The sequence below is a fragment of the Bradyrhizobium sp. USDA 4353 genome (assembly GCF_054063215.1).
This window is the reverse complement of the sequence record NZ_JBSSGB010000001.1, coordinates 3,152,669-3,175,673: the sequence shown is the minus strand read 5'-3', so window position 1 is coordinate 3,175,673 and position 23,005 is coordinate 3,152,669. Positions and strand designations below refer to the sequence as shown.

The window sequence follows — 23,005 nt, the reverse complement described above, 5'->3', positions numbered from 1 at the left end:
GGTTGATCCCGGTCGTCAGTGCGTCCTCACGCTGACCCCGATCCGCACCGGCTGCGCCATGCCCGGCGGCTGGGGACGGCTGATCATGAGGCCGCGCAGCGCCGCAACCAGGGCCGTGTCGCGCGCGGGATCCCCCGTCGTGCTCGCCACCATGACCTGGTCGATAGTGCGCTCGGAATTGATCCACAGATTCACGACGGCGCGATAATTGCCGTCGCGCGTCCTGGGGTTGTTGCGCAGCGCGTTATGGACGTCGATCCGCACGGAGTCGCTGAACTCCTGTGACGGTGCCGATGGCGAACTTCCGCCCTGGACGTGCATCGTGCCTAGCGACAGGTCGGAGCCGAAGCGCGGCGCGGCGCCCTCCACACGCTGGGGCGCATCGAGCGTCAGCGTCACCGCGCCGGGGCGACTGTACTGCACCTTGAGATCGGTCCCCGCCAGCAGCCTGATCAACGCGTCATGCGCGGTATAGCGGCCCTCCACCGCGGCGGATTGCCGGCCTTCGGCGGACTTGCTTTCATACAGCAATTGAACCCCGGCCAATTGGCCGAAGGCCTGCAACGCCGTGGCCAAGGGCTGCGCCGGGATCGAGAACAGGCGCGGCTGCTCATCGCCTGTGGCTTCACCGGCGTGACTTGCCGCGCCGGCGAGGAGAGCGAGCGCAGCGACAACGAGATGCCACGAAGCCGTCCGACGCATCGCGCTCATCCTGCCCCCACGTTAATTCTCACGCGGCCGGCGCGACGCCTGCAACATCGACGGCGTGCAGCGAGCGCCATGTCGACAGCTCCGCAAGCTCGGCGTCCGGCCGCCGCGCAACGATGTCGCCGCGTCCCAGATACATGGAGCCGGCATTGCCGTCGATCGTGATCCAGTCGCCCGGCGAAATCACGGCGTCGCCGATCCGCGCCAAGGGCGCCTCGCCGTCGATCCGGATCGCAGCACATCCGACGACGCAGGGCTTGCCCATCTGGCGGGCGACGAGAGAGGCGTGCGCGGTGCGAGCCCCGACGGCCGTGACGATCCCCGCTGCCGCGGCAAAGCCGGCGATATCGGCCGTGCTGGTGTCATGACGGATCAGGATCACCGGATCACCGGATGCCGCCAGCCGTTCCGCGGACGCGCTGTCAAAGACCGCCCGCCCCGTCGCGACGCCGCCGGAGGCCGCGACCCCGACCGCCGCCGGCTGCCCGGTCGCCATGAGCGAGGTCTCCGTCAGCGCGTCGACATCGACGCCCGCGATCCGCTCGAGCGCCTGCTGCGGCGTGATCAATTGCTCATGCACCAGATCGACCGCAATGCGCAGCGCGGCGCGCGGCGTGCGCTTGGCGGCGCGCGTCTGCAGGATCCACAGGCGGCCTTCCTCGATGGTGAACTCGATGTCCTGGACGTCGCGGAACTCGCCTTCCAGCCGCTTCAATGTCGCGCGCAATTGCTGCGCGACCTCCGGCAGCGTCCGTGACAATGCCGCCTCGGTCTCCGGCGTCCTCCGGCCAGACACCACGTCCTCGCCCTGCGAGTCGAACAGCACGTCGATGACCGGCGTGTCCGCGCCCGTCGACGGATCGCGCGAGAATGCAACGCCCGCGCCCGACGAGGTGCCACCATTGCCGAACACCATGGCCTGCACCGTCACCGCCGTGCCCTTGAGATCCTCCAGTCCCTGGAGCCGTCGATAGGTCCGCGCCCGCTCGCTGGTCCAGGAGCGATAGACCGCCCGCGCCGAGCGCTCCAACTGGACCGCGGCGTCCTCCAGCCAGCCGTCATCGTCGGAATCCTCCAGCAGCCGCCGCTCCTCGGACGCCAGCCGCTCCAGCGCCTCGCTGTCGAGCTCGCGCTCATTCGCCGCGTCTTCTGCCGCGATCATCTGAGTCAACCGCTCCGCCAGCGGCCCGGGATCGATCCCGAGCACCGTCTCGGCATAGCTCTCGAGCAGGCGCCGGCGGCAGTCCCAGGCCAGCCGTGGCCGTCCGGTCGCGCGCACGAGGCCGCGCACGGCGCGCGACGTGCAGCCGACATTCAGGACGGTGTCGAGCATGCCGGGCATCGACCGCGCCGCGCCGGACCTGACCGAAACCAACAGCGGATTGCGCGAGCAGCCGAACGATTTTCCCGTCGCCTGCTCCAGGAAGGCGATGCCCTCCTTCAAGCCGTCGACGAGCTGACGCGTGGCCTGACTCTTACCCGCAACGACATCGGCGCAGAGCTGCACCGGCAGCACGAAGGCGGGCGGCACCGGCAGATCCAGCGCGGCCATCCGGGCGAGGTTGGCCGCCTTCGCTCCGACCTGTTCGGCGCCGGGCAGCTCACGCCGGCCATCGCCAATCCGTACGATCGTCATTGCATCATTCCTCACGCCGAGAGGTCACTCATCGTATAGCGCCGCAGCAGATGGCCGAAGCTCGCCAGGCAGTCGGTGGCGCGCTCGATCGCGCGCGCGAGCTCCAGCGCGGCCAGCGATGCGGTCACGTCGAGGCCGCCGGAAAACACCAGCGTCGTGATCTCGCGCTCCCGCGCATCCGCCTGATGCTCCGCATCCATCAGCCGGGCGACCGCCGCCAACGCATCCTCGGAATCCGCGCGGCGCCCCTCCTGAACCTCGGCGGCGGCGGCGAGGCCGGCCGCGGCATGCTCGGTCGCGGTCACGCCGACAGCGGCGAGCGCCTGCAGCGCGGAGCTGATCTCGGGCTTCATCGGGGCTGGCGTCAGCGACGCGATGAACGCCGCCTGCTCCAGCTCATCGATCGCCTGCTCGACCCGGTCGACCAGATCGCCGATCACCGCGCGCGCATTGAGCCGGGTGATCTCCGCACGCGCCTCGATCGCGATCCTGTCGGCCTTCTGCTCGATCCGGCCGGCGCGCTCCGCGAGCTGCTTGACGGCCGCCGGATCAGGTTCGGTCATCGCCAGCGATTGCTGGACCAGCGCGGCGACGTCGCGCGCCAGACCGATCTGGCGAAGCACCATCGCGAGCAAGGCGCTGTCGACGCGGTCGAGATGTCTGACGAGATCGGCACCGATCCGGTCGCGCGCGAGCCGCGACGACTGTCCCTCCAGCAGCGCCTCGGTCGAGATCTGCAGGCAGGCCTTGAGGAAGCTGATCGCGGCCTCGCGCCCCAGCACCTGGTCCAGCCGCTCGCCGAAGCCGAGACGCGTCGGCGCCGCGCTGCGCACGGCCGCGCCGAGCAGCTCGTTGCCGCCGAGCTCCAGGAAGCCGCGGTGACCGATGCGCTGGCGCGCGGCCCATTCGAGGATGCGAACCGCATCGGTCTTGGCGACCCAGCTGCGCAGCAGCTTGCGCGCCTTGTTCCAGTCGATCAGGAACACCAGCGAGGCGCCGATCGCGGCAAGCAGATCGTCGCGGTCATCGGGCCCGCCATACTCATAGGATCCCGTGACGAGATAGAACGTGCCCTCATCCTCGAGCCCGGCGGCGGCATGCTTGTCGAGACCGCTCCATTTCAGCGCGCGTCCGTCGAACAGCGACACGAAGAATTTCGCGCGGGCGAGGTGAACGTCGGTGTAGGTGATGGTCACCGTGCTCGCGGTGACGACGATGACGATGACATGCGCATCGGTGGTGCCGATATCGTTCTGGATCACCAGCCGATCGCCGGCGCGGATCGCGGTGGCATCGAGGCCCGGATGATTGAACTTGAGCGGCCGGGTCTCACCGAGCCCGCGCATGAAGCTTTCGATCGGCGCGCGATCGGCCTCCTGCACGCCGAACACATGCGCGCCGGCGATGACCTGCTCGGAATGGCTCGCGGCCAGACGGTTCAGCGCCTTGTGCAGGTCCATGACCAGCCGGTGCAGGCTGTCCGGCCCGTCGTGATCGACGCCCGTCAGGCGGCCGATGCGGGCGATCTCGATCTCCGGCGTCGCGTCCAGATGTCCGGCGCTGCGGATCGCGGCGAGGCGCTTGTCGAAGTGCTGGCCTCCCGCGGGGTCGCCCGCGGCCACGGCGCTGATCATCGCGAGAATGTCGCTCTCGATGCCCTTCAGGAGCGGCGCGAGCCCGGGGGCCACCACCTTGTCGTCACCGGCGAGATGGGCGCCACCGATCAACGTCACCAGGGCCGCATGCGCCAGTCCCGCGGCGCGGCTCTCCATGGTCAGATCGGGCACCTCGCCGCGCGGATCTCTCGCATGTTGGACGGCGGCCTGCAGCGCGCTGAGGCGAAGCTTGATGCGATCGTTGGCCGCCAGTCCTTCGGCCACGAGGCGCGGCAACAGGATGTCGGCCTGTCCGAGCTCTTTGACGATGTCAGTCTTCATGGGCCCGTATCGTTCATGTCATCGTTACGCGACGCGTTGGTAGCAGCCGCACATGAAGAGTATTTGCGCTGGATCATTCATCGATCTGTCACATTCACAGCCGAGCTCGCACGCCGTGCCGGGCAGCGTTACTGCTCGCCTGTCGTCATTCCGGAACAAGGTGATGCGTTCTCGCGGCGGAGCGCCCGAGCTATGCGGATCGCGTGCCCCCTGACCAGATGACCGGAGGGCGCAGGGAATGCCGGGTGAAGGCCTCACCCATGGCCCGCCTGCGAAAGAAAATGCAGGCGGCAGGTACCACAGGTTCAGCCGAGCACTCCGGCATTCCCTGCGCGACGGGCTTACGGCTGCTTCGCGATCTCCCCGGTGCGCCGGCTTGTTGGCCACCGTCATCAGCGCCGCGCGTCAGCAGCGGCGCGAACTTGACCTCAGCTTCGGGAGGCCAGGACCACGCGACTTGACCGTCCGTGACAGCTCGTTCGTCCGCACGCCGAATAAGGACATGCTGCGAGCTCTCACGGCCATCGCATCCCCACCTCGCGTGTCGTGACGATCGCGCGCAACGCCCCTTCCGAGTGAGGCGGGATGAGCGGAGATAATCATGAATTCTGGAAAAGCGCAATCACTATTTTTGCTTTTCAGAATTTTTCGGATGTCGGCCGCACCCGCGGTCTGCTCCCTCTCCCCGTTCTTACGGGGAGAGGGTCGGGGTGAGGGGCAGCCACACGGGCAGTGAAAGCGAAGTCCACCTTAGAACGCGACACGAACTGCATCGGGTGAATGCAGCATCGATCTTTCGGTCCTTCGGAACCGGCACTTCCCGTGCGGCGGCCCCTCACCCCACCCCTCTCCCCGTGAAGAACGGGGAGAGGGAGCGCACCGACGTCGCGGCGCTGACGTTCGTCTTTCTCGATAAGCGCACGACCCATGGACGATCGGAAGTGCGGCACTAGCCTCTCCGCACCTCTTGAGGCTTGCCCTCTCAGAACGTCGTGGTGCTTCGGACGCCGAACACGATCGCGTCGCGGATGCGGCGGGTCTGGGTCGGATCGTTGGGGTCGACCGTGCCGCCGCCGGGATGCATGACGTATTCGACGATCGGCTGGACGGCGACATTCGGCGTGATCTGGAACGAGTAGCTCGCCTCGAAGATGGCCTCGAAATCGCGGACCGGCGTGGCGATGCCGGTGAACAGCTGCACATCCTGATCGTAACGGCGGACGTCACGCGAGATCCGCGCATAGGTCGCGGCGATGCCGAATTTGTCGTCGGGACGCGCCGCGCTGAAGCCGGTGAACTGGACGCCGCCATCGAGGTAGAAGCTGATGAGGTTGCGATCCGCGGGGCTGACCGAGGTCCGGACGAACAGGCCCGCTCCCTTGGCCGGGTCCAGCGGGCTGCGCATCAGCAACTGCTCGAAGACGGCGAACACGCCCTGATTGCGGCGCATCCGCGCCGGCTGCCCGGAGCTTGAGGGATCGGCGAGCGAGCGGCCGTCGCTGTCGAGATATTGGTTGTCGAACGAGCCGAAATGATACCAGGCGCCGGCCGCGATGGTGCCGGGCAAGGCCGTCGCGCCGAGCTCGAAATTGTATCTGAGCTGGCCGATCACCCAGGGCGGATCCTGCACCCGGAACAGGATGCCATGCGGGTTCTTGAGCTGTGGATCGCCGGGCCCTGGCGGCGCGGCGTCGCCGTCGAACACGGCGAGATAGCCGGTGAGCCTGTCAGTCAACTGCGCCTTCACGCGGATGCCGGGCACCGCGAGCGGCGGCGACGGTCCGCCGCTCGGCAGGATGATGCCGGTGATGCCCGGCCAGCCCAGCGCCGAATTGGCGAACAGATCATCATATTTGCTGTCGATGAACTCGACATCCGAGGGCTGCTGGCCGACGCGGACCTGGAGCTTGCCGCCGAGCAGCGCCTGCTCGATCCAGAATTCATAGAGCCGGCTGGCGGGCAGCGCCTCGACGCCGCTGACCAGCATCAGATTGCCGACATAGCTGCGCGACAGCCCGTCGCCATGGATCTGGTAGGCGTTGGCGTGAAAGGTCGCGCCGCTCCAGCCGACCAGCTTCTCAAGGTCGATCGTCGTGCCGACATCGAGGCGCCCGGTGTAGATCGCGCCGTTGCGGATGCCGCCGACCGGATTGGCGAAGACCTCGCCGATATAGGTCAGGTTGAGCTGGATGCCCCACTCGGCGAGCCGCTGCTGGACGTCCTTCTGCCCGCTCGCCGCGGCACGGTCATCGGCGCGCAGCGCGGGCGGCAACGCCATCATGATGAGCAGCGCGAGCGCAGCCGATGAGAACCGCCCAGACATTGACGCTCGAACCGACACGCGAGACTCGCTATCTGATCAGGCCGATGCGCTTCATCAGCCAGAACGCGCCGACCGCCGTGAGCCCCATCAGCATGACGGCCCACAGGAAGCCGCTCTCGTTGTCGGTCAGCGGCAGTCCCTTGGTGTTCATGCCGAAGATGCCGGTGACCAAGGTCGGCGGCAGCAGCAACGCGGTCAGGACCGACAGCACGCGCAGACTGTTGTTGGTCTGCTCCTCCATCTGGAGATGGAGCTCCTCCTGCAGCAGCCGGCTGCGGTCGCGCAGCTCGACGACCATGTGGTCGAGGCCGTCGAGCCGCTCCGCGAGATGGCGGGCGCGAAGCTGCAAAGCCGGCTTGATGTCTTCAGGCGCATTGCGGTCGAAACGATGCAGCACGACGCGCAGCTCGGACAGATGTCGGTGCACGCGCACACAGGTGCGGCGCAGACGGCCGAGCGCGGGAAGCTGGTTGTCGCCCTCGTTCGACAGCAGCTTCTCCTCGATCTCGTCGAGTTGCTGCTCGAAGCCGTCGACGATGTGCTCCATCGCCTCGGCGACATTTTCCACGATCCGCTCGAACAGGACGGCGGCGGTCGGCACACGCTGGCCGGCTTCGAGCGACCGCCGCGTCACGTCCACCGCATGCAGGGCGTGATGGCGCCCGCTGACCAGCAGACGCTCGGTCATCACGAAGCGCAGCCGGCCCGCCTCTTCCGTGGACCCGCCGATGTCGCGGGCGAGATCGGCGATCACGCCATGCACGCAGTCCTCAGTGCCATGCAACTGCTGAAAGCTGTCCTTCGACAGCAGCAGATCGCGCGCGGCCGGCGGCAGCTCGGAATTGCCGAGCCACTGCACGGCGCGCGCATCGGCCAGATTGAAATGCAGCCAATACCAGCCGTCATGATCGAGATGAAACGGCTGGTCGTTGGCGAGCGGCTGGGGCGTGCCGTCCGCGGTGAAGCGGAAGGCCCACACCAGCCCCTCCAGGGGCGGCGCCGTCACGGCTGCCAGCGCCGCCCGGTCAGCGCGCATCGTCAGAAGATCCGGCTGAAGATCACGTAGAGCGAGCCCGACAGCAGGATCGCCGCCGGTAAGGTCAGCACCCAGGCCATCAGCAGGTTGCGGACGGTCGACGTCTGCAGGCCGGAGCCGTTGGCCGCCATGGTGCCGGCGACGCCGGAGGACAGCACGTGCGTGGTCGACACCGGCAGGCCGAACACGTCGGCCGCGCCGATCGTGGCGGCGGCGACCAGCTCGGCCGACGCGCCTTGCGCGTAGGTCAGATGCGACTTTCCGATCTTCTCGCCGACCGTGACCACGATGCGCTTCCAGCCGATCATCGTGCCCAGGCCGAGCGCGATCGCCACCGCGATCTTGACCCAGGTCGGGATGAACTTGGTGGCGCCATCGAGCGAGCCCTTATAGGCGTTCAGGGTCGCGATCTCGTCCTTGTTGAGCTCGCTCTCCTTGTCCTTCATCAGGAAGCGGATCGCCTCGGAGGTCAGGTACATGTCGTTACGGGTGTTGCCGACCGCTTCCGCCGGCACCTTGTTCAGCGAGCCGTAGTTGCGCACCTGATCGCCGACATCCTTCACCAGCACGGCGAGCGAGGGATAGGTGCCCTCGTTGATCTTGTGCTGCGAGACATAGAGCGTGACGGCCGGACGCGGGTCGCCGATCACGTTGTAGCCGGCGGCCTTGGCGGCGATCACCTTTGAGGCGGCCTGCGACGTCTCCTGGAATTTCGCGATATGCGATTCCGGCAGCGTGCGGTTGAGCGCATAGGCCGTCGGCACCGTGCCGATCAGGATCAGCATGATCAGGCCCATGCCCTTCTGGCCGTCATTCGAACCATGCGCGAAGGACACGCCGGTGCAGGTCAGGATCAGGAGGCCGCGGATCCAGATCGGCGGCGCCTTCGGACCTTCCGGAGCGGCGTAGAGCGCGGGATTGCGAACCAGGAATTTGAGCAGATAGAGCAGCGCGGCGGCGCAGATGAAGCCGACCAGCGGCGACAGCAACAGCGCATAGCCGATCTCGGTCGCCTTGCTCCAGTCCACGCCCGAGGTGCCGTCGCGGCCGCGCAGCAGCGCATTGGCGACGCCGACGCCGATGATCGAGCCGATCAGCGTGTGCGAGGACGACGCCGGCAGGCCGAAATACCAGGTGCCGAGATTCCAGATGATGGCGGCGATCAGCAGCGCGAACACCATCGCGAAGCCGGCGCTGGAGCCGACCTGCAGGATCAGCTCGACCGGCAGCAGCGAGACGATGCCGAACGCGACCGCGCCGCTGGAGAGCAGAACGCCGAGGAAGTTGAAGAAGCCCGACCACATCACGGCGAATTCGGCCGGCATCGAGTGCGTATAGATCACGGTGGCCACCGCATTGGCGGTGTCATGGAAGCCGTTGACGAACTCGAAGCCGAGCGCGATCAAGAGCGCAACGAACAGCAGCATATAGGGCAGATAGGTCGTGACCTTCACGCCGGTGGCGTCGACGTCGACATAGATGCTGTAGGCGACGAAGATCAGGCCCGCGGCGAGGATGCCGAGGAAGAGGATCATCGTCAGCGGGTTGAAGCCCTTGTCGAGATTGGGCCGTCCGGCCGGCTGGATGGGCCGCTCGTCTCCGACGGCTTGGTTGACTGTGATTTCGGCCATTTGGCTCTCCCCGTTACCCCACAAACCAGGAAGCCTGATCTTGGAACGCGGATGCGAAGCGCAGATGACAAGCGGTCGCACCGCAGCCGACAACGGTTGACAACCGAGCCAGTCAATCAGTCGTCACGCTCGGGCCGTATAGCTGATGCACCGCAGCACGTGTTGCTCCGCTGATCGGCGGCCGCAGCGAGATGATGCGAATTTCGGCAATGGAGCGCGAAATGACCCCGACCATACGCAACAAGACGTGGGCGGAGCTCAAGGTCGGTGACAGCGCGGCCATCGAGCGCAAATGCGCGGTCCAGGACCTGATCCTGTTTGCCCATGTTTCGGGCAATACCAACCCGTTGATGCTGCCGGACGCCAGCGCCAATCACGGCACGCAGAATCATGGCACGAAGGACGTCGTCGCGCCCTCGATGTGGGTCGGGTCGCTGATCTCTGCGGTGCTCGGCAACGTCATGCCCGGGCCCGGCACCTTGTATCGCTCGCAATCGCTGGAATTCAAGAAGCGCGTGCATGTCGGCGATCGGCTGCGCATCACCGTGACCTGCTGCGAGAAGCGCGAGCAGCCCGTCGCGGTGTTTCGCGCCGAGATCACCGACCAAGGCGGCGAGCTCGTCTGCGCGGGGCTTGCCGAGGTCGACGCGCCAATGATCGCGATCGAGACGCCGGTGCGCGAGCTGCCGGCGCTGATCGTGGACCATGCCGATCATTTCGCCAAGCTGATCGAGCTCGCTGCAGAGCTGCCGCCGCTCAGGACCGTGATCGTCTGCCCGGAGGACCACAACTCGCTGGCGGGTGCCCTGCTCTCGACCGAGCGCGGCCTGATCCATCCGGTGCTGATCGGTGACCCCGATCGCATCTCGGCCGCGGCGCGCGAGATCGACGCCGACATCAGCGGTTGGGCGCTGGTGCCTGAGACCGATCATCGCGCAGCCGCCGCGCGCGCCGTCGCGATGGTGCTGGCAGGCGAGGCCGGCGCTGTCATGAAGGGCGCGATCCATTCCGACGAGCTGCTGGCGGCTGTCGTGAAGAAGGATGGTGGCTTGCGCACCAACAGCCGGATCAGCCACGTCTTCGCGCTGGACGTGCCCACCCTGGACGAGATCCTTTTCATCTCGGACGCTGCGATCAACATCGCGCCGGATCTGCTCGCCAAGGTCGACATCATCCAGAACGCGATCGATGTCGCCCGCGCCTGCGGGCTCGACCGTCCCCGGGTTGGCGTGCTCTCGGCGGTCGAGACCATCAATCCGAACATTCCGTCCACGCTCGATGCCGCGGTGCTGTCGAAGATGGCCGAGCGTGGCCAGATCAAGGGCGGCATCGTCGATGGCCCGCTGGCAATGGACAACGCCATCGACATGGCGGCAGCCAAGACCAAGGGCATCGCCTCGCTGGTCGCGGGCCATGCGAACGTCCTCATCGTGCCGAACCTGGAAGCCGGTAACATGCTGGCCAAGGAGCTGACCTTCATCGCGCGCGCCGAGGCCGCGGGTCTGGTGGTCGGCGCCCGCGTGCCCGTGATGCTGACGAGCCGCGCCGACAATGACCGCGCCCGGCTCGCCTCCTGCGCGCTCGCCCAGCTCTACCAGCACTGGCGCCGCGAGGGCCGCGCCTTCACCGGCGCTGCGCAGGCGATGGCGGCGGAGTAGCCGATGACGGACGTCATTCTCACCGTCAATGCCGGCTCGTCCTCGATCAAGTTCGCGGCCTATGAGATCGGCGCGGACGCGCTGCGCGCGGTCGCGAAAGGCCATATCGACGATATCGGCGACGACACGACCTTCGAGGCCGGCCCGGCCGACGGGCGCGCCGAGATGCAGCGGATCAATTCCCCCGGGGGCACGGTCGATCATGGCGCGGCACTGCTGCTTGCGATCGACTGGTTGCGGGGGCACGAACAGGGCTGTCACGTCGTGGCGATCGGTCACCGCGTCGTGCATGGCGGACCTGATCATGCCGAGCCGGTCGTGATCGACGACGAAACGCTGCAGCGCCTGCGCAAATTCGTGCCGCTGGCGCCGCTGCACCAGCCGCACAACCTCGCCGGCGTCGCCGCCGCGCTGCGCGCCTTTCCCGACGCGGCGCAGGTCGCGTGCTTCGACACGGCGTTTCACCGCCAGCACCCGTTCGTCGCCGATACGTTCGCGCTGCCGCGGCGACTCTATGACGAGGGCGTGCGCCGCTACGGCTTTCACGGACTGTCCTACGAATATGTCTCGCGGCGGCTGCGCAGCGTTGCGCCTGACCTCGCATCGGGACGCGTCATCATCGCCCATCTCGGCAACGGCGCCTCGGTCTGCGCGCTGCGCGACGGCCGCTCGATCGCCTCGACCATGGGATTCACCGCGCTCGACGGCCTGCCGATGGGCACGCGCTGCGGCCAGCTCGATCCCGGCGTCGTGCTTTATCTGCTGACCGAGAAGGGCATGAGCGCCGACGAAGTCACCCATCTGCTCTATCACGACGCCGGATTGAAGGGCCTCTCGGGCATCTCCAACGACATGCGCGAGCTGGAAGCCTCAGATGCGCCGGAGGCGCGCGAGGCGATCGACTACTTCGTCGCGCGGGTGCGTCGCGAGATCGCAGGGCTCGCCGCCACGATCGGCGGCGTCGACGCCATCGTGTTCGCCGGCGGCATCGGCGAGCACGCGTGGCGCGCGCGCGAGCAGATCCTCGGTGACATGGCCTGGCTCGGCATCACCATCGACCGCGAGGCCAATGGACAGAACGCGCAGACCGTGAGCCGGCCGGACTCGCGCGTCGCCGTGCTCGTGATTCCGACCGATGAGGACCGCATGATCGCCGAGCACACCGCCGAGATCCTGGGCCTCATGCAGCCCGCGGGCTCGATGCCACTGACGCGCCCGACTGCCTGACCGAAGGGGACCGCAAATGCCTTCGCCCTACAGCCCCGCCACCGCGCTGGCCCGCTCGTTCGGTGCCGCCAACATCACGGCAACGCAGACGCAGCGCGTCTCACAGAGCCTCAGCCGGCATCTGGAGACGTTCGCCCGCGAGCACGGCAAGCGCGTCCAGGAGCTGATCGCCGAAGGTGCCGGTCTCGCGCAATCGTTCAGTGCCGCGCAGGCCAATCTGCTCGACCATGCCAACGCCTACTGGATCGACGCGGGCCAGCGCCTGGCCCTGACGCTCGACGTGCTGCGCGAGCGCGCCGACAATGATGCGCAGCACGAGGCGGCGGGCACGCCGCCGGTGCTGATCTACGACCACGAGGTCGCGCTCGACGGCAAGAGCCTCGCCCGTCCCGTCAACTACATGCTGTTGAAGATCCTGCCGCCGGCAGGCGTCGTCACCTATGAATGGAAGCGGCCCTACGTGATCATCGATCCGCGCGCCGGCCATGGCGCCGGCATCGGCGGGTTCAAGCAGGACAGCCAGGTCGGCGTCGCGCTGCATGACGGGCATCCGGTGTATTTCGTCGTGTTCAGGCCGCATCCCGAGCCGGGCCAGACGCTCGCCGATGTCATGCGCGCTGAAGCAGAGTTCATCGCGGAGGTGCATCGCCGGCATCCAGAGGCGCCGAAGCCGATCATCGTCGGCAATTGCCAGGGCGGCTGGGCGACGCTGGTCCTGGCCGCGGCCAATCCCGACATCACGGGTCCGCTGGTCGTCAACGGCGCGCCGGTCGCCTACTGGTCGGGACGGCTCGGCGAGAACCCGATGCGCTACAATGGCGGCCTGCTCGGCGGCATCCTGCCGGCGCTGGTGCTGTCCGATCTCGGCGGCGGCGAGTTCGACGGCGTGCACCTGGTGTCGAACTTCGAGATGCTCAATCCCGGCCGCAACTATTTCGGCAAGTATTTCGATCTCTACACCAACCCGGAAAAGGGCCGCGCGAGCTTCCTCGAATTCGAGCGCTGGTGGGGCGGCTTCCATTTCATGAACGAGCAGGAGATCCGCTGGATCGTCGAGCAGCTGTTCATCGGCAACCGGCTGTCGCGCGGCGAGGCGCGCATCGAGCGCGGCCGCCAGCTCGACCTCAAGGCGATCCGCTCGCCGATCATCGTGTTCGCGAGCTGGGGGGACAACATCACCCCGCCACAGCAGGCGCTGAACTGGATCGCTGACACCTACGCCGACGAGCACGAGATCCGCATCCGCGGCCAGCGCATCATCTACATGGTGCACGACAAGGTCGGCCATCTCGGCATCTTCGTGTCGTCCTCGATCGCGAGGAAGGAGCACACCGAGGTCGCCTCGACGATGAAGACGATCGAGGCGCTCGCGCCCGGCCTGTACGAGATGACGATCGACGAGCAGATCGGCGACGGCCTCGACGCCCGCTTCCACGTCTCGTTCCACGAGCGCAAGATCGCCGACATTCTGGCGATCGACGACAATGACCGCAGCGAGGAGCGCGGCTTTGCCGCCGTGGCGCGGCTGTCCGAGCTCGGCGCCGAGCTGTATGACCTGACCGCACGTCCGCTGGTGCAGTCGATCGTGACGGACCAGGTAGCGAAGCTGATGCGCGATGCGCATCCGGCGCGCGTGATGCGGCGCAGCTTTGGCGGCGACAACGCCGCGACCCAGGCGATCCGCAAGGCGGCCGAGGAGGCGCGCGCATCGCGAACGCCGGCGGCTGCCTCAAATCCGTTCCTCGCGCTCGAGCAGTTCTGGGCCAAGAGCGTGGTGCAGGCCTTCGACGTCCTCCGAGACATCCGCGACACCCTCTATGAGGCGACGTTCCTGTCGATCTACAGCTCGCCGCTGATGGATGCGATCGCCTCGACCCACGCCTTCCAGCGCGTGCATCGCGAGCCGAAGGAGCTGCGCTTCCTGCCCGAGGTGCAGGCGATTTTGCTGGGCATCGACCGCGGCGGCTTCGCGGAGGCGGTGATCCGGATGCTGATCCTGCTCGCGGAATCGCGCGGCTCGGTGCGCCGCGACCGGCTGGAGCGCTCCGCCAAGGTGCTGACCAAGGACGAGCCGTTCGCCTCGCTGGGCGCCGAGCGCCGCGCCGCTCTGATCCGCGAGCAGTCGATCATCGTCGAGTTCGAGCCCGAGCAGGCCGTGAAGACGCTGGCCGAGCTGCTGCCCGAGATCGACGACCGCAACCGCGCCGTCGGCGTCGTCGAGTTCATCGCCGGCAGCGTCGAGGACATGGAGCCGAATACGATCCGCACCCTGCAGCGGCTCCGCGAGGCGCTCGGCCTGCCGCCGCTGGCGCTGGCTGCGGTGGCGGCCGATCCGCTCAAGGAGAACGGCACGATCCGCGACGTCGCCTGACGGGAGACGATGATGTCCGAGACTGCGCACGACCCGCTGCCGACCATCTGGAATCCCGACGACCGGATCGGCGACATGCTCAAGGGGCTGCGCGGCCTCGTGGTCGGCGTCGCCAATGAGAGCTCGATCGCCTTCGGCTGCGCGGCCAAGCTGCGTGCCTTCGGCGCCGAGGTGGCGCTGACCTATGCCGACGCCCGCACCCGCGATTTCGTCGCCCCGCTCGCCGAGCGGATCGGCGCGGGTCTGCTGCTGCCGCTCAACGTCGAGCAGCCGGGCGAGCTGGAGGCGGTGTTCACGCGGATCAAGCAGGACTGGGGCCGGCTCGATTTCGTCGTGCATTCGATCGCCTACGCACCCAAGGACGACCTGCACGGCCGCGTCATCGACTGCTCGGCCGACGGTTTTGCCCGCGCGATGCGGATCTCGGTGTATTCGTTCCTGGAGCTCGCGCGCGCCGCGGAGCCGCTGATGACCAACGGTGGCGCGCTCGTGACGATGAGCTATTACGGCGCCGACAAGGTCGTGAGCAACTACAACATCATGGGCCTCGCCAAGGCGTCGCTGGAAGCCGGCGTGCGCTATCTATCAGCCGAGCTCGGCGACAAGAACATCCGCGTCTATGCGGTGTCGCCCGGCCCGCTCAAGACCCGCGCCGCCAGCGGCATCGCCCATTTCGACGAGCTGATCGAAGCGGCGGTGACGCGCAGCCCGGGCCGCCGGCTGGTCGACATCGCAGAGATCGGCCGCGTGGTGGTCTTCCTGGTCGGCGGCGGCGCGTCAGGCATGACAGGTGACACGATCTACGTGGACGCCGGGCTGCACAACATGGCCTGAGGTCGGCTGACGCAAGCATCGTCCGCTGTCGAACGGACCGGCTGCGCACGGACGGATCGAACCTCCGAATGGCGGAATCAAAATTCGCTGCCTCGGCAGGTTCGAGTCCGGGCCCGCCAGCAAGTTCGATGCTCGCTACCGCTGCCTGCCGATCTGCAAGGAGCTGCCATCCGCCGATCTCAACTCTGTGAAGGTGGGCTTGGTTCACCGCCCAGCTCGACGCCGGCGAGCGCCTCGCTCAGCTTCGCGAGCGCGGTGTGATCCTGGCCCGGGCCGAGCAGGCCCTGCGCGCTCGCGCTCAGCTCGCGGCAGAGGTTGGAGAACGGCGCGGCGACGCCGGCTGCGCGTGCGACCTCGAGGGCGATCGAAAGGTCCTTGACCATCAGGTCGAGGCCGAAGCCGCTGTTGAACTGGCGCGACAGCACGAACTGCTTGAACTTCTTCTGCGTCGAATTGTTCATGCCGGTGGAGGCGTTGAGCACGTCGGTCATCAGCGCCGGATCGATGCCGAACTGCTGGCCGATCAGCAGCGCCTCGATGCCGATCAGGAAGCCGCCGGCGGAGACGAGATTGTTCAGCGCCTTCATCGCCTGCCCCGAGCCGAGGCCGCCGATGCGATGGATCGTGGTGCCCATTGCGCGCAGCAGTGGCTCGACGCGGTCGAGCGCGGCCGCATCGCCGCCGGCCATGATGGCGAGCTCGCCGGTTCTCGCGCGCGGCACGCCGCCGGAAACCGGCGCGTCGAGCATGGTCACGCCGAGCGGAGCGAGATCGGCTGCGATCGCCTGCGTCGCCACGGGGGCGCCGGAGCTCATGTCGATCAGGATCTGCCCCTGCTTCAAGCCGGCGCGCAACGCGGTGACGGCCTCGCCGACATGCTTGCTGGTCGGCAGCATCGTGATGACGACATCGGCCTGCAATGCAGCGGCCGCGAGATCCGCCGCCTCGGTGCCTCCGATCTGGCGCACGAAATCCGCGGCACGGCCCGGCACGGCATCATTGACTGCGACCACAAAGCCGGCGCCGAGCAGACGCGCGGCCATCGGCCAGCCCATGTTGCCGATGCCGACGAACAGGATGCGTTGCGGCGCGCTCATGCGCCGTCCTTCTTCGGGATGGCGCCTTCCGCGACGAGCACCTCATGGGCGGCCTTGAACGCCTCGAGGCCGGCGGGAATGCCGCAATAGACGGTGGCGTGTAGCAGGATCTCCTTGATCTCATCGACCGTGACGCCGTTCGTCAGCGCGCCCTTGACGTGAAGCTTGAGCTCGCTCGGCTTGCTCAGCGCGGTCAGCATCGCCAAATTGACGATGCTGCGGGTGCGGCGATCGAGCCCCGGACGAGTCCAGGCATAGCCCCAGCACATCTCGGTGGTGATGTGCTGGAACGCCATCATGAAGTCATCGGCCTTGGCGAGGCTGCCGTCGACATAGCCGGCGCCGAGCACCTCGCGGCGCACCTTCAGACCCTTCTCGAACAGCTCGTTCTCGTCGCTCATCTCAGCGTCTCCTTCACCCTTGAACGTTGTGAGTTGCGCCTCATCTTGGCGCTTCACCGCGCGGACTGTCAGCGACGGCCGCGCGGCAGAACCGATCGGAGCTCCGCGGCAGCCGGTCTAGCCGTGCTTGACGATCAGGGTCTTCATCGCACCGAACTCATAGAGCGCCTCAAAGCCCTTCTCGCGGCCATGGCCCGACTTCTTCATGCCGCCGAACGGCAGCTCGATGCCGCCGCCCGCGCCGTAGCCGTTGACGAACATCTGCCCGACCTTGACCTTGCGCGCGACGCGCATCGCCCGCGAGCCGTCGCCCGACCAGACGCCGGCGACGAGGCCGAAATCCGTGCCGTTGGCGAGCCTGATCGCGTCGGCCTCGTCATCGAACGGCATCGCGGCCAGCACCGGCCCGAACACCTCTTCCCGCGCCAGCTCGGAATTGCGGTCGACGTGGTGATACAGCGCCGGCGCGACATAGAAGCCTTCACTCGGCACACCCTCGGCGATCCGACCCGAGGCGACCCGTGTCGCGCCGCCGCTCTCGGCGCGCGCCAGCATGCCCTCGATGCGCTTCTTCTGCACCGCGCTGATGACCGGGCCGAGATCGAGATCCATCTCCGGCGTGCCGGCGGTGATCTTCTCGAAGCGCAGCTTGAGCTCGGACAGGAAGCGGTCCCACATCGTGCGCTCGACGAGCACGCGCGAGCCGGCCGAGCAGGTCTGCCCGGCATTCTGCACGATCGCCGCCGCGACGGACGTCAGCGCCGCGTCGAGATCGGCATCGGCGAACACGATCTGCGGCGACTTGCCGCCGAGCTCGAGCGTGCAGCCGATATGGTTCTTCGCCGCCGCCGTCTGCACCAAGGTGCCGACCTCGGGGCTGCCGGTGAAGGAAAGGAAGTCGATGCCGTCATGCGCGGACAACGCCGCGCCTGCCTCCTCGCCGAGACCCGGCACGACGTTGATCGCGCCGGCCGGGGAAGCCGGCCTCCGCTGCGAGCTCGGCGAGCCGCAGCGGCACCAGGCAGGCCTCCTCGGCCGGCTTGATCACCGTCGCATTGCCCATGGCAAGGGCCGGCGCAACGGTGCGACCGAACATCTGGCCCGGGTAGTTCCAGGGAATGATATGAGCGGTGACGCCGAGCGGCTCGTACAGGGTCGTGACGAAGAAGCCGTCGAGGAACGGAATGGTGTCGCCATGCACCTTGTCAGCGGCGCCGCCGTAATATTCGAAGTAGCGTGCAACCGCGACGACGTCGGCCTTGGCCTGTTTCATCGGCTTGCCGGTGTCGGCGGCCTCGAGCTTCGCCAGCTCCTCCGCATGGTCCTCGACGAGACGGCCGAGCTTCGACAGCAGGCGCCCGCGCTCCACAGCCGTGAGCCGGCCCCAGGGACCTTCGAGCGCGCGGCGCGCCGCGGCGACCGCGAGATCGATGTCGGCCTTGTCGCCGGCGGCGATCGAGGCGATCACCTGCCCTGTCGCCGGCGCCAGCATCGCAATGGTCCGGCCCGATTGCGCCGGCTGCCATTTATTGTCGATGAAGACGCCCTTGGCGGCAGGCAGTTTGACATTGGCGTTCATGGCAGCTCTCCCATGTCTTCCGTTCCATCGCTCCCGTGGCGGTCGGGTCGTTGGATCGTTTAATTCAACCAGGGCTGCTCTAGCATCAGACGCCGCGGATTGCACATCATGGCGCGGCCCCTCACCGGCATTTGCAGGCTCGCCGGACAACCGCGCCCGCCCGGCGGCTGCCGTCACGCATGCCGGCTCATGGTCGGCGCATACAACTTCTCCTGCTCGCGGCGCAGACGGACGGCCGGCAAGCTCTCGTCGATGGCCACGTCGGACCAGGTGATGCAGGCGTCCTTGGCGACCGGCCGAACCAGTCGCACCTGATGGGCGAGCCCGAGCGGAAGATAACCTTGCGCCAACGACGCCTCGGCCGGCGCGAGCTTGCCATACACGGTATAGCCGCCTTCGCCGTCGAGCAGATCGCCGGGCTCGAGGTCCCGTTTCGCCGTCGCCGCGACGTCGGCATTGAAGCAGATCGCGGCGCCGGTCGGCTCGCCGCGCAACGCGACGGATGCGACGGAGATGCCGAGCTCGAGGCCGATCAGATGCCATTTCTTGTAGGACGACATGTAGCGGCCGCTCGGATCGGTGACGACCTTGTATTCCTCGAAACAGTTGCGGACGTAGTCGCTGTCGCCCTCGAAGCAGACCCAGACGCCCTTGCGAATGTCGTTGGCGATCGGCTGGCCATCCGGCGTGAGACAGGAGACGACCTCCACCTGCCCCTTGGCCTCCAGCACGCCGCCTTCCGCACGCGGCCGCATCAAGGTCGGAATGTCGTCGACCGAGCCCGGCGGAAATGCGAGGCCCTGTGACGGCGCTGCGAGACCGGTCGCATTGGCGATCGCAGCGGATTCGATCGCCGGCTTGGAGCCGTCGAGAAAGGCGTTGAACATCTTCGGATTCATGCCGCCGCGCGCCGCCTGCTCGGCGGTCAGGCCCCAATGGTCCCACACCGTCTCCGGCGTGGATTCCCGATAATGCGGCAGCCATTTGTGGCCGCGCCCGGCGGCGACGACCGGAAAGCCGCAGGCGCGCGCCCAGTCGACGAGATCGCAGGCGAGCGCCGGCTGATCACCATAGGCGAGGCTGTAGATGACGCCGGCCTGCTTGGCCTTGTGCGCGAGGATCGGCCCGCAGAACGCATCGGCCTCCACGGTGACGTTGATGATCGGCTTGCCGGCGGCAAACGCCGCCAGACAATGCTCCACGGCGGCGATCGGATTTCCGGTGCATTCAGCGATGACGTCGATCGCAGCGCATCCGACCAGCGCCTGCCAATCATCGGTGACGAATGTCGTGCCATGCTTCAATGCGTCGTCGAGGGACGATGCGGCGTAACGCTGCTCGTCCCAGCCGACGCGCTTCAGGTTCTCGATCGCGCGCGCCGGGGAGAGATCGGCAATGCCGACGAGATGGATGCCGGGCGTGCGCGGCACCTGATGCAGATACATCGCGCCAAATTTGCCCGCGCCGATCAGCCCGACCTTGATCGGCCGGCGCGCGGCGTTTCGCTCCAGAAGCTTGGCGTAGAGATTCACGAACGGCGTCTCCTGAGGTAGCAGAACGAATCTGAAGTTCCATCCAGGTTGTTTGCGCGTGGTTCGTGAGAACTTCAAGGCGCCGTGCTCGATGAGGCTTGCCCGTGCACAGCACGACGCTTTACCGGTGCCCGTTTCGCTTCAGCTCTTCTGGTCAGCTCTTGCGACCACCAAGGGCACGCGCGATCGCCTCCGACAATTGGCCGAGGCGAAATGGCTTGGTGAGAAGTTGCGAGGTGGCACGGAAGTCTTCCGGCACCAGCGAGGGATCTGCGAAGCCGGACATGAAGAGGATGGGCAGGTCCGGCCACCTGCGGCGCACCTGCCGCGCGAGGTCGATGCCGGTCATGCCGCCCGGCAGCATGATGTCGGTCAGCAGCAGCGATATCTGGTTCGACCGCTCCAGCTCGGCGATTGCGAGGCCGGCGTTGATGACCACGACCGGACTGTAGCCCAACGACGACAGCGTGGTCGACGCCATCGCGCCGACCAGCGGATTGTCCTCCACCACCAGAATGCGCTCGCCAGTCTCCGGCCGCGACAATTTGTCGATGCCGGTGCGGGGCGGCTCGGTCGGCCCAGGCCCTGCGCTCGGCAGATACAGCGTGACGCGCGTCCCCTCCGCGAGGCGGCTCGAGATCACCACCGTGCCGCCCGACTGTCGCGCGAAGCCATAGACCATGCTGAGGCCGAGTCCGCTGCCTTTGCCGAACTCCTTGGTCGTGAAGAAGGGCTCGAAAGCGCGACGGGCGACGTCGGGCGACATGCCGTCTCCCCCGTCCGACACCGCGATGGTGACGTAGTCACCGGGCGCGATGCGCTCGTCGCCATCATCGAGCGGCTCGTTGAGCACCGCGTTCGCGGTCGTGATCGTCAGGCAGCCGCCGCCGGGCATGGCATCCCGTGCGTTGAGCGCCAGGTTGAGCAGCGCATTTTGTAATTGCGTCGGATCGATCAGGCAGTGCCAGAGCTGCGGATCCTGCGCCAGCTCGATCTCGATGGTCTCGCCGAGCGTCCGCTGCAGGATCGTGGTCATCCCGCAGACCAGCTGATTGACGTCGGTGATCTGCGGCTGCAGCGTCTGCTTGCGGGCGAAGGCGAGCAGGCGCCGATTGAGATCGGCGACCCGCTCCGCCGCTTCGATGGCGCGCTCGACGATGCCGCGGCAGGCGACGTCGGTGGACGGCAACTCATCGAGCAGCAGGTCGAGATTGCCGAGCGTTGCGGCCAGCATGTTGTTGGAGTCGTGCGCGATGCCGCCGGCGAGCTGTCCGATCGCATCCATCTTCTGCGCCTGACGCAGCTCCTCCTCGATGCGCTTGCGCTCGGTGATGTCGACCGACAGCACGAAATAGCCGCGCACCGTGCCGTCTTGGCCGGAATCCGGCACCCGGATGGTCTCGCACCACCGTTCACGTCCGTCGGGAAACGTCGCCTTCTCTTCGCTTGCGATCGTGCGGCCGGACAGCACCGCCTGGATCTTCGGCCTCGCCTCTGCGATCGACAGGGGGTCGATGAAATCGTCGATCTTGCGCTTGCGGATGGCCTGGGCCGATGGCTCGGCATACCATTCGCGCGCAACACGGTTAGCGTAGCGGATGTCGCCATGAGCCCCGACGTGAACGATCAGCGCAGGCACGTTCTCGGTGACAAGCTGATGCTGCTCGAGATTGTCCCGCAGCGCCTGCTCGGAGGTCGCGCGGAGCTGCCATTGCCGCGCCAGGCTGAAGCCGAAGCCCACGATCAGCAGGTTGAGCCCGGCGGCAATGAGGCTGTAGTAGACCGCATTGTTCTTCCAGCCGGCCAGATACTCGACCGGATGACGGGCCACCGTGACCACCAGCGGCAGGCCGGCGACCCGCCGATAGCTGACGCTCCGCGATATGCCGTCGGTCACGCCGCTGCCTTCGAAGCTGCCATGAGGCGCTTGCGGCAGAAAGACGGAGAACAGGCGATTCGATCGAACGTTGCGGCCGGCGAGCTCGTCCGCATTCGGCGTTCGCAGCAGGATGGTGCCGTCATCACGATACAGGGTGACGGTGCCGCGCTGGCCGACATTCAGCGACAGGAAGAACTGGCGAAGATTTTCGTAGTCGACGGGCACGAAGACGACGCCGGCAAAACGTCCGTCGGGCGTCTTGAATGCGCGGCTCACGGCGATGAAGAGACCGGTGTGAACGCGCGCGACCAAGGGCACATCGATGAAGAGACCGCGATCGGGATTCTCCCGCTGGACCTTGAAATAGGCCCGGTCGGAGAAGTTGTTCTCCCGTCCGGGCCCGCCATTGCCCTCGCTGTCCGCCAGCAGATTTCCCTCCGCATCGAGCACGACGATGCCGCTCGCGATCGGATACGGCGCCACGCGGTGCTTCAGCTCGCTGATCAGGGCCGGATTGCCGGGCGTGAGCAGAGACGGATTCTGGGTGAGATTGCCGATCGTGATGGCGAGCAGCACGTCGACGCCCTGGATGTTGCGCAGCATGTATTCTTCGAGCGCGCGGGCGAGATCGCCGTTGGCGGCTTCGGTCGTCCGATAGGTCTCGCGATAGTTCACGAACAGCATGTGCGCCACGAAGGCATCACACAGGAGCGCCAGGATGAGCCCGCTGAGGACGATGATCCGCGGCGTCCAGCGCCGGTCCATTCTTGACGCCGGGTCTCCGCCGATCAGTGCGCCCAGGACGCCTCTCTGCCGCGATCCGCGCGGATCGACTGGTGTCGTTTGGGTGTTGTCCAACATGCCGCCGGGACGTCAGGAGGTGATCGAGCAGGTCCATCGATCGCCGCGGGAATTCAGCCGATTTCCCGTCAGCCTTGCTTCCGGAGCCTCGCAGAACGCGTCATCTCGGGGCCAACGCCTCGCGAACGATCATGATGCCTGGATAGCACGTCTTTCAGCCGGATGTCATGATCGGCGGTATCCCCTGGCGTCGCAGGCCCAGGCCGCACCACGCTTATGCCCTGAGCGGCCCGGTAAGTTTGGCACCTCGGATGGGGAGCCCTGTCAAACCACCGTCACGAAACGCACACAGAAG

The 23,005-nt window shown here is 67.1% G+C and carries 14 protein-coding genes and 1 pseudogene; 4 read left to right on the top strand and 11 right to left on the bottom strand.

Going from position 1 to position 23,005, the window contains the following annotated elements; all coding sequences use genetic code 11:
* Positions 1-15: 15 nt before the first annotated feature.
* The 6 genes from ACVILH_RS14005 to ACVILH_RS13980 all read right to left on the bottom strand — a co-directional run bounded on the left by ACVILH_RS14005 (position 16) and on the right by ACVILH_RS13980 (position 9,271).
* Positions 16-576: an STN domain-containing protein gene (locus ACVILH_RS14005; RefSeq protein WP_456713409.1), complete on the bottom strand. Its 561-nt coding sequence runs from the start codon at positions 574-576 to the stop codon at positions 16-18.
* A gap of 154 nt (positions 577-730) precedes the next feature.
* A complete protein-coding gene (locus ACVILH_RS14000; protein WP_456713408.1) occupies positions 731-2,344 on the bottom strand; it encodes a PEP/pyruvate-binding domain-containing protein in 1,614 nt (537 codons plus the stop codon).
* Positions 2,345-2,355: 11 nt separating this feature from the next.
* Positions 2,356-4,281: a DUF47 family protein gene (locus ACVILH_RS13995; protein WP_456713407.1), complete on the bottom strand. Its 1,926-nt coding sequence runs from the start codon at positions 4,279-4,281 to the stop codon at positions 2,356-2,358.
* A 982-nt stretch (positions 4,282-5,263) separates the two neighbouring features.
* The gene (locus ACVILH_RS13990; RefSeq protein ID WP_456713406.1) at positions 5,264-6,604 is read right to left on the bottom strand and encodes a carbohydrate porin; all 1,341 of its coding nucleotides are present in this window, start codon (positions 6,602-6,604) and stop codon (positions 5,264-5,266) included.
* A gap of 28 nt (positions 6,605-6,632) precedes the next feature.
* Positions 6,633-7,640, bottom strand: a complete 1,008-nt coding sequence (locus ACVILH_RS13985) for a transporter (protein ID WP_456713405.1) — start codon at positions 7,638-7,640, stop codon at positions 6,633-6,635.
* A 2-nt stretch (positions 7,641-7,642) separates the two neighbouring features.
* A complete protein-coding gene (locus tag ACVILH_RS13980; protein ID WP_456713404.1) occupies positions 7,643-9,271 on the bottom strand; it encodes an inorganic phosphate transporter in 1,629 nt (542 codons plus the stop codon).
* A 221-nt stretch (positions 9,272-9,492) separates the two neighbouring features.
* Between ACVILH_RS13980 and ACVILH_RS13975 the strand changes: the two genes are divergently transcribed.
* Genes ACVILH_RS13975 through fabI form a run of 4 tightly spaced genes read left to right on the top strand, consistent with a single transcriptional unit; the run spans position 9,493 to position 15,361 of the window.
* Positions 9,493-10,929: a bifunctional enoyl-CoA hydratase/phosphate acetyltransferase gene (locus tag ACVILH_RS13975; protein WP_456713403.1), complete on the top strand. Its 1,437-nt coding sequence runs from the start codon at positions 9,493-9,495 to the stop codon at positions 10,927-10,929.
* Positions 10,930-10,932: 3 nt separating this feature from the next.
* Complete coding sequence (locus tag ACVILH_RS13970) at positions 10,933-12,156, top strand: acetate/propionate family kinase (protein WP_456713402.1); 1,224 nt, start codon at positions 10,933-10,935, stop codon at positions 12,154-12,156.
* 16 nt (positions 12,157-12,172) lie between these two features.
* The gene (locus ACVILH_RS13965) at positions 12,173-14,527 is read left to right on the top strand and encodes a DUF3141 domain-containing protein (RefSeq protein ID WP_456713401.1); all 2,355 of its coding nucleotides are present in this window, start codon (positions 12,173-12,175) and stop codon (positions 14,525-14,527) included.
* A gap of 12 nt (positions 14,528-14,539) precedes the next feature.
* Positions 14,540-15,361, top strand: coding sequence for an enoyl-ACP reductase FabI (fabI, locus tag ACVILH_RS13960; RefSeq protein ID WP_456713400.1), 822 nt, complete (start codon positions 14,540-14,542; stop codon positions 15,359-15,361).
* A gap of 179 nt (positions 15,362-15,540) precedes the next feature.
* On the opposite strand, the gene ACVILH_RS13955 is transcribed toward fabI, so the two are convergent.
* The 5 genes and pseudogenes from ACVILH_RS13955 to ACVILH_RS13935 all read right to left on the bottom strand — a co-directional run bounded on the left by ACVILH_RS13955 (position 15,541) and on the right by ACVILH_RS13935 (position 22,710).
* Positions 15,541-16,458, bottom strand: coding sequence for an NAD(P)-dependent oxidoreductase (locus ACVILH_RS13955; RefSeq protein WP_456713399.1), 918 nt, complete (start codon positions 16,456-16,458; stop codon positions 15,541-15,543).
* On the bottom strand, positions 16,455-16,859 hold the full coding sequence (locus ACVILH_RS13950) for a carboxymuconolactone decarboxylase family protein (RefSeq protein ID WP_006614985.1): 405 nt from the start codon (positions 16,857-16,859) through the stop codon (positions 16,455-16,457). The genes ACVILH_RS13955 and ACVILH_RS13950 overlap by 4 nt, the downstream gene beginning before the upstream one ends.
* 117 nt (positions 16,860-16,976) lie before the next feature.
* A pseudogene (locus tag ACVILH_RS13945) lies at positions 16,977-18,438 on the bottom strand (aldehyde dehydrogenase family protein).
* A gap of 173 nt (positions 18,439-18,611) precedes the next feature.
* Entirely contained in the window at positions 18,612-19,970 is a 1,359-nt protein-coding gene (locus ACVILH_RS13940; protein WP_456713398.1) for an NAD(P)H-dependent oxidoreductase, read from the bottom strand.
* Positions 19,971-20,124: 154 nt separating this feature from the next.
* On the bottom strand, positions 20,125-22,710 hold the full coding sequence (locus ACVILH_RS13935; protein ID WP_456713397.1) for an ATP-binding protein: 2,586 nt from the start codon (positions 22,708-22,710) through the stop codon (positions 20,125-20,127).
* Positions 22,711-23,005: the final 295 nt, after the last annotated feature.

Bases quoted from the DNA above. Each gene is read 5' to 3' on its own strand.
- ACVILH_RS14000 (WP_456713408.1), bottom strand. From the start codon at position 2,344: ATGACGATCGTACGGATTGGCGATGGCCGGCGTGAGCTGCCCGGCGCC.
- ACVILH_RS13995 (WP_456713407.1), bottom strand. From the start codon at position 4,281: ATGAAGACTGACATCGTCAAAGAGCTCGGACAGGCCGACATCCTGTTG.
- ACVILH_RS13990 (WP_456713406.1), bottom strand. From the start codon at position 6,604: ATGTCTGGGCGGTTCTCATCGGCTGCGCTCGCGCTGCTCATCATGATG.
- ACVILH_RS13985 (WP_456713405.1), bottom strand. From the start codon at position 7,640: ATGCGCGCTGACCGGGCGGCGCTGGCAGCCGTGACGGCGCCGCCCCTG.
- ACVILH_RS13980 (WP_456713404.1), bottom strand. From the start codon at position 9,271: ATGGCCGAAATCACAGTCAACCAAGCCGTCGGAGACGAGCGGCCCATC.
- ACVILH_RS13975 (WP_456713403.1), top strand. From the start codon at position 9,493: ATGACCCCGACCATACGCAACAAGACGTGGGCGGAGCTCAAGGTCGGT.
- ACVILH_RS13970 (WP_456713402.1), top strand. From the start codon at position 10,933: ATGACGGACGTCATTCTCACCGTCAATGCCGGCTCGTCCTCGATCAAG.
- ACVILH_RS13965 (WP_456713401.1), top strand. From the start codon at position 12,173: ATGCCTTCGCCCTACAGCCCCGCCACCGCGCTGGCCCGCTCGTTCGGT.
- fabI (WP_456713400.1), top strand. From the start codon at position 14,540: ATGTCCGAGACTGCGCACGACCCGCTGCCGACCATCTGGAATCCCGAC.
- ACVILH_RS13955 (WP_456713399.1), bottom strand. From the start codon at position 16,458: ATGAGCGCGCCGCAACGCATCCTGTTCGTCGGCATCGGCAACATGGGC.
- ACVILH_RS13950 (WP_006614985.1), bottom strand. From the start codon at position 16,859: ATGAGCGACGAGAACGAGCTGTTCGAGAAGGGTCTGAAGGTGCGCCGC.
- ACVILH_RS13935 (WP_456713397.1), bottom strand. From the start codon at position 22,710: ATGTTGGACAACACCCAAACGACACCAGTCGATCCGCGCGGATCGCGG.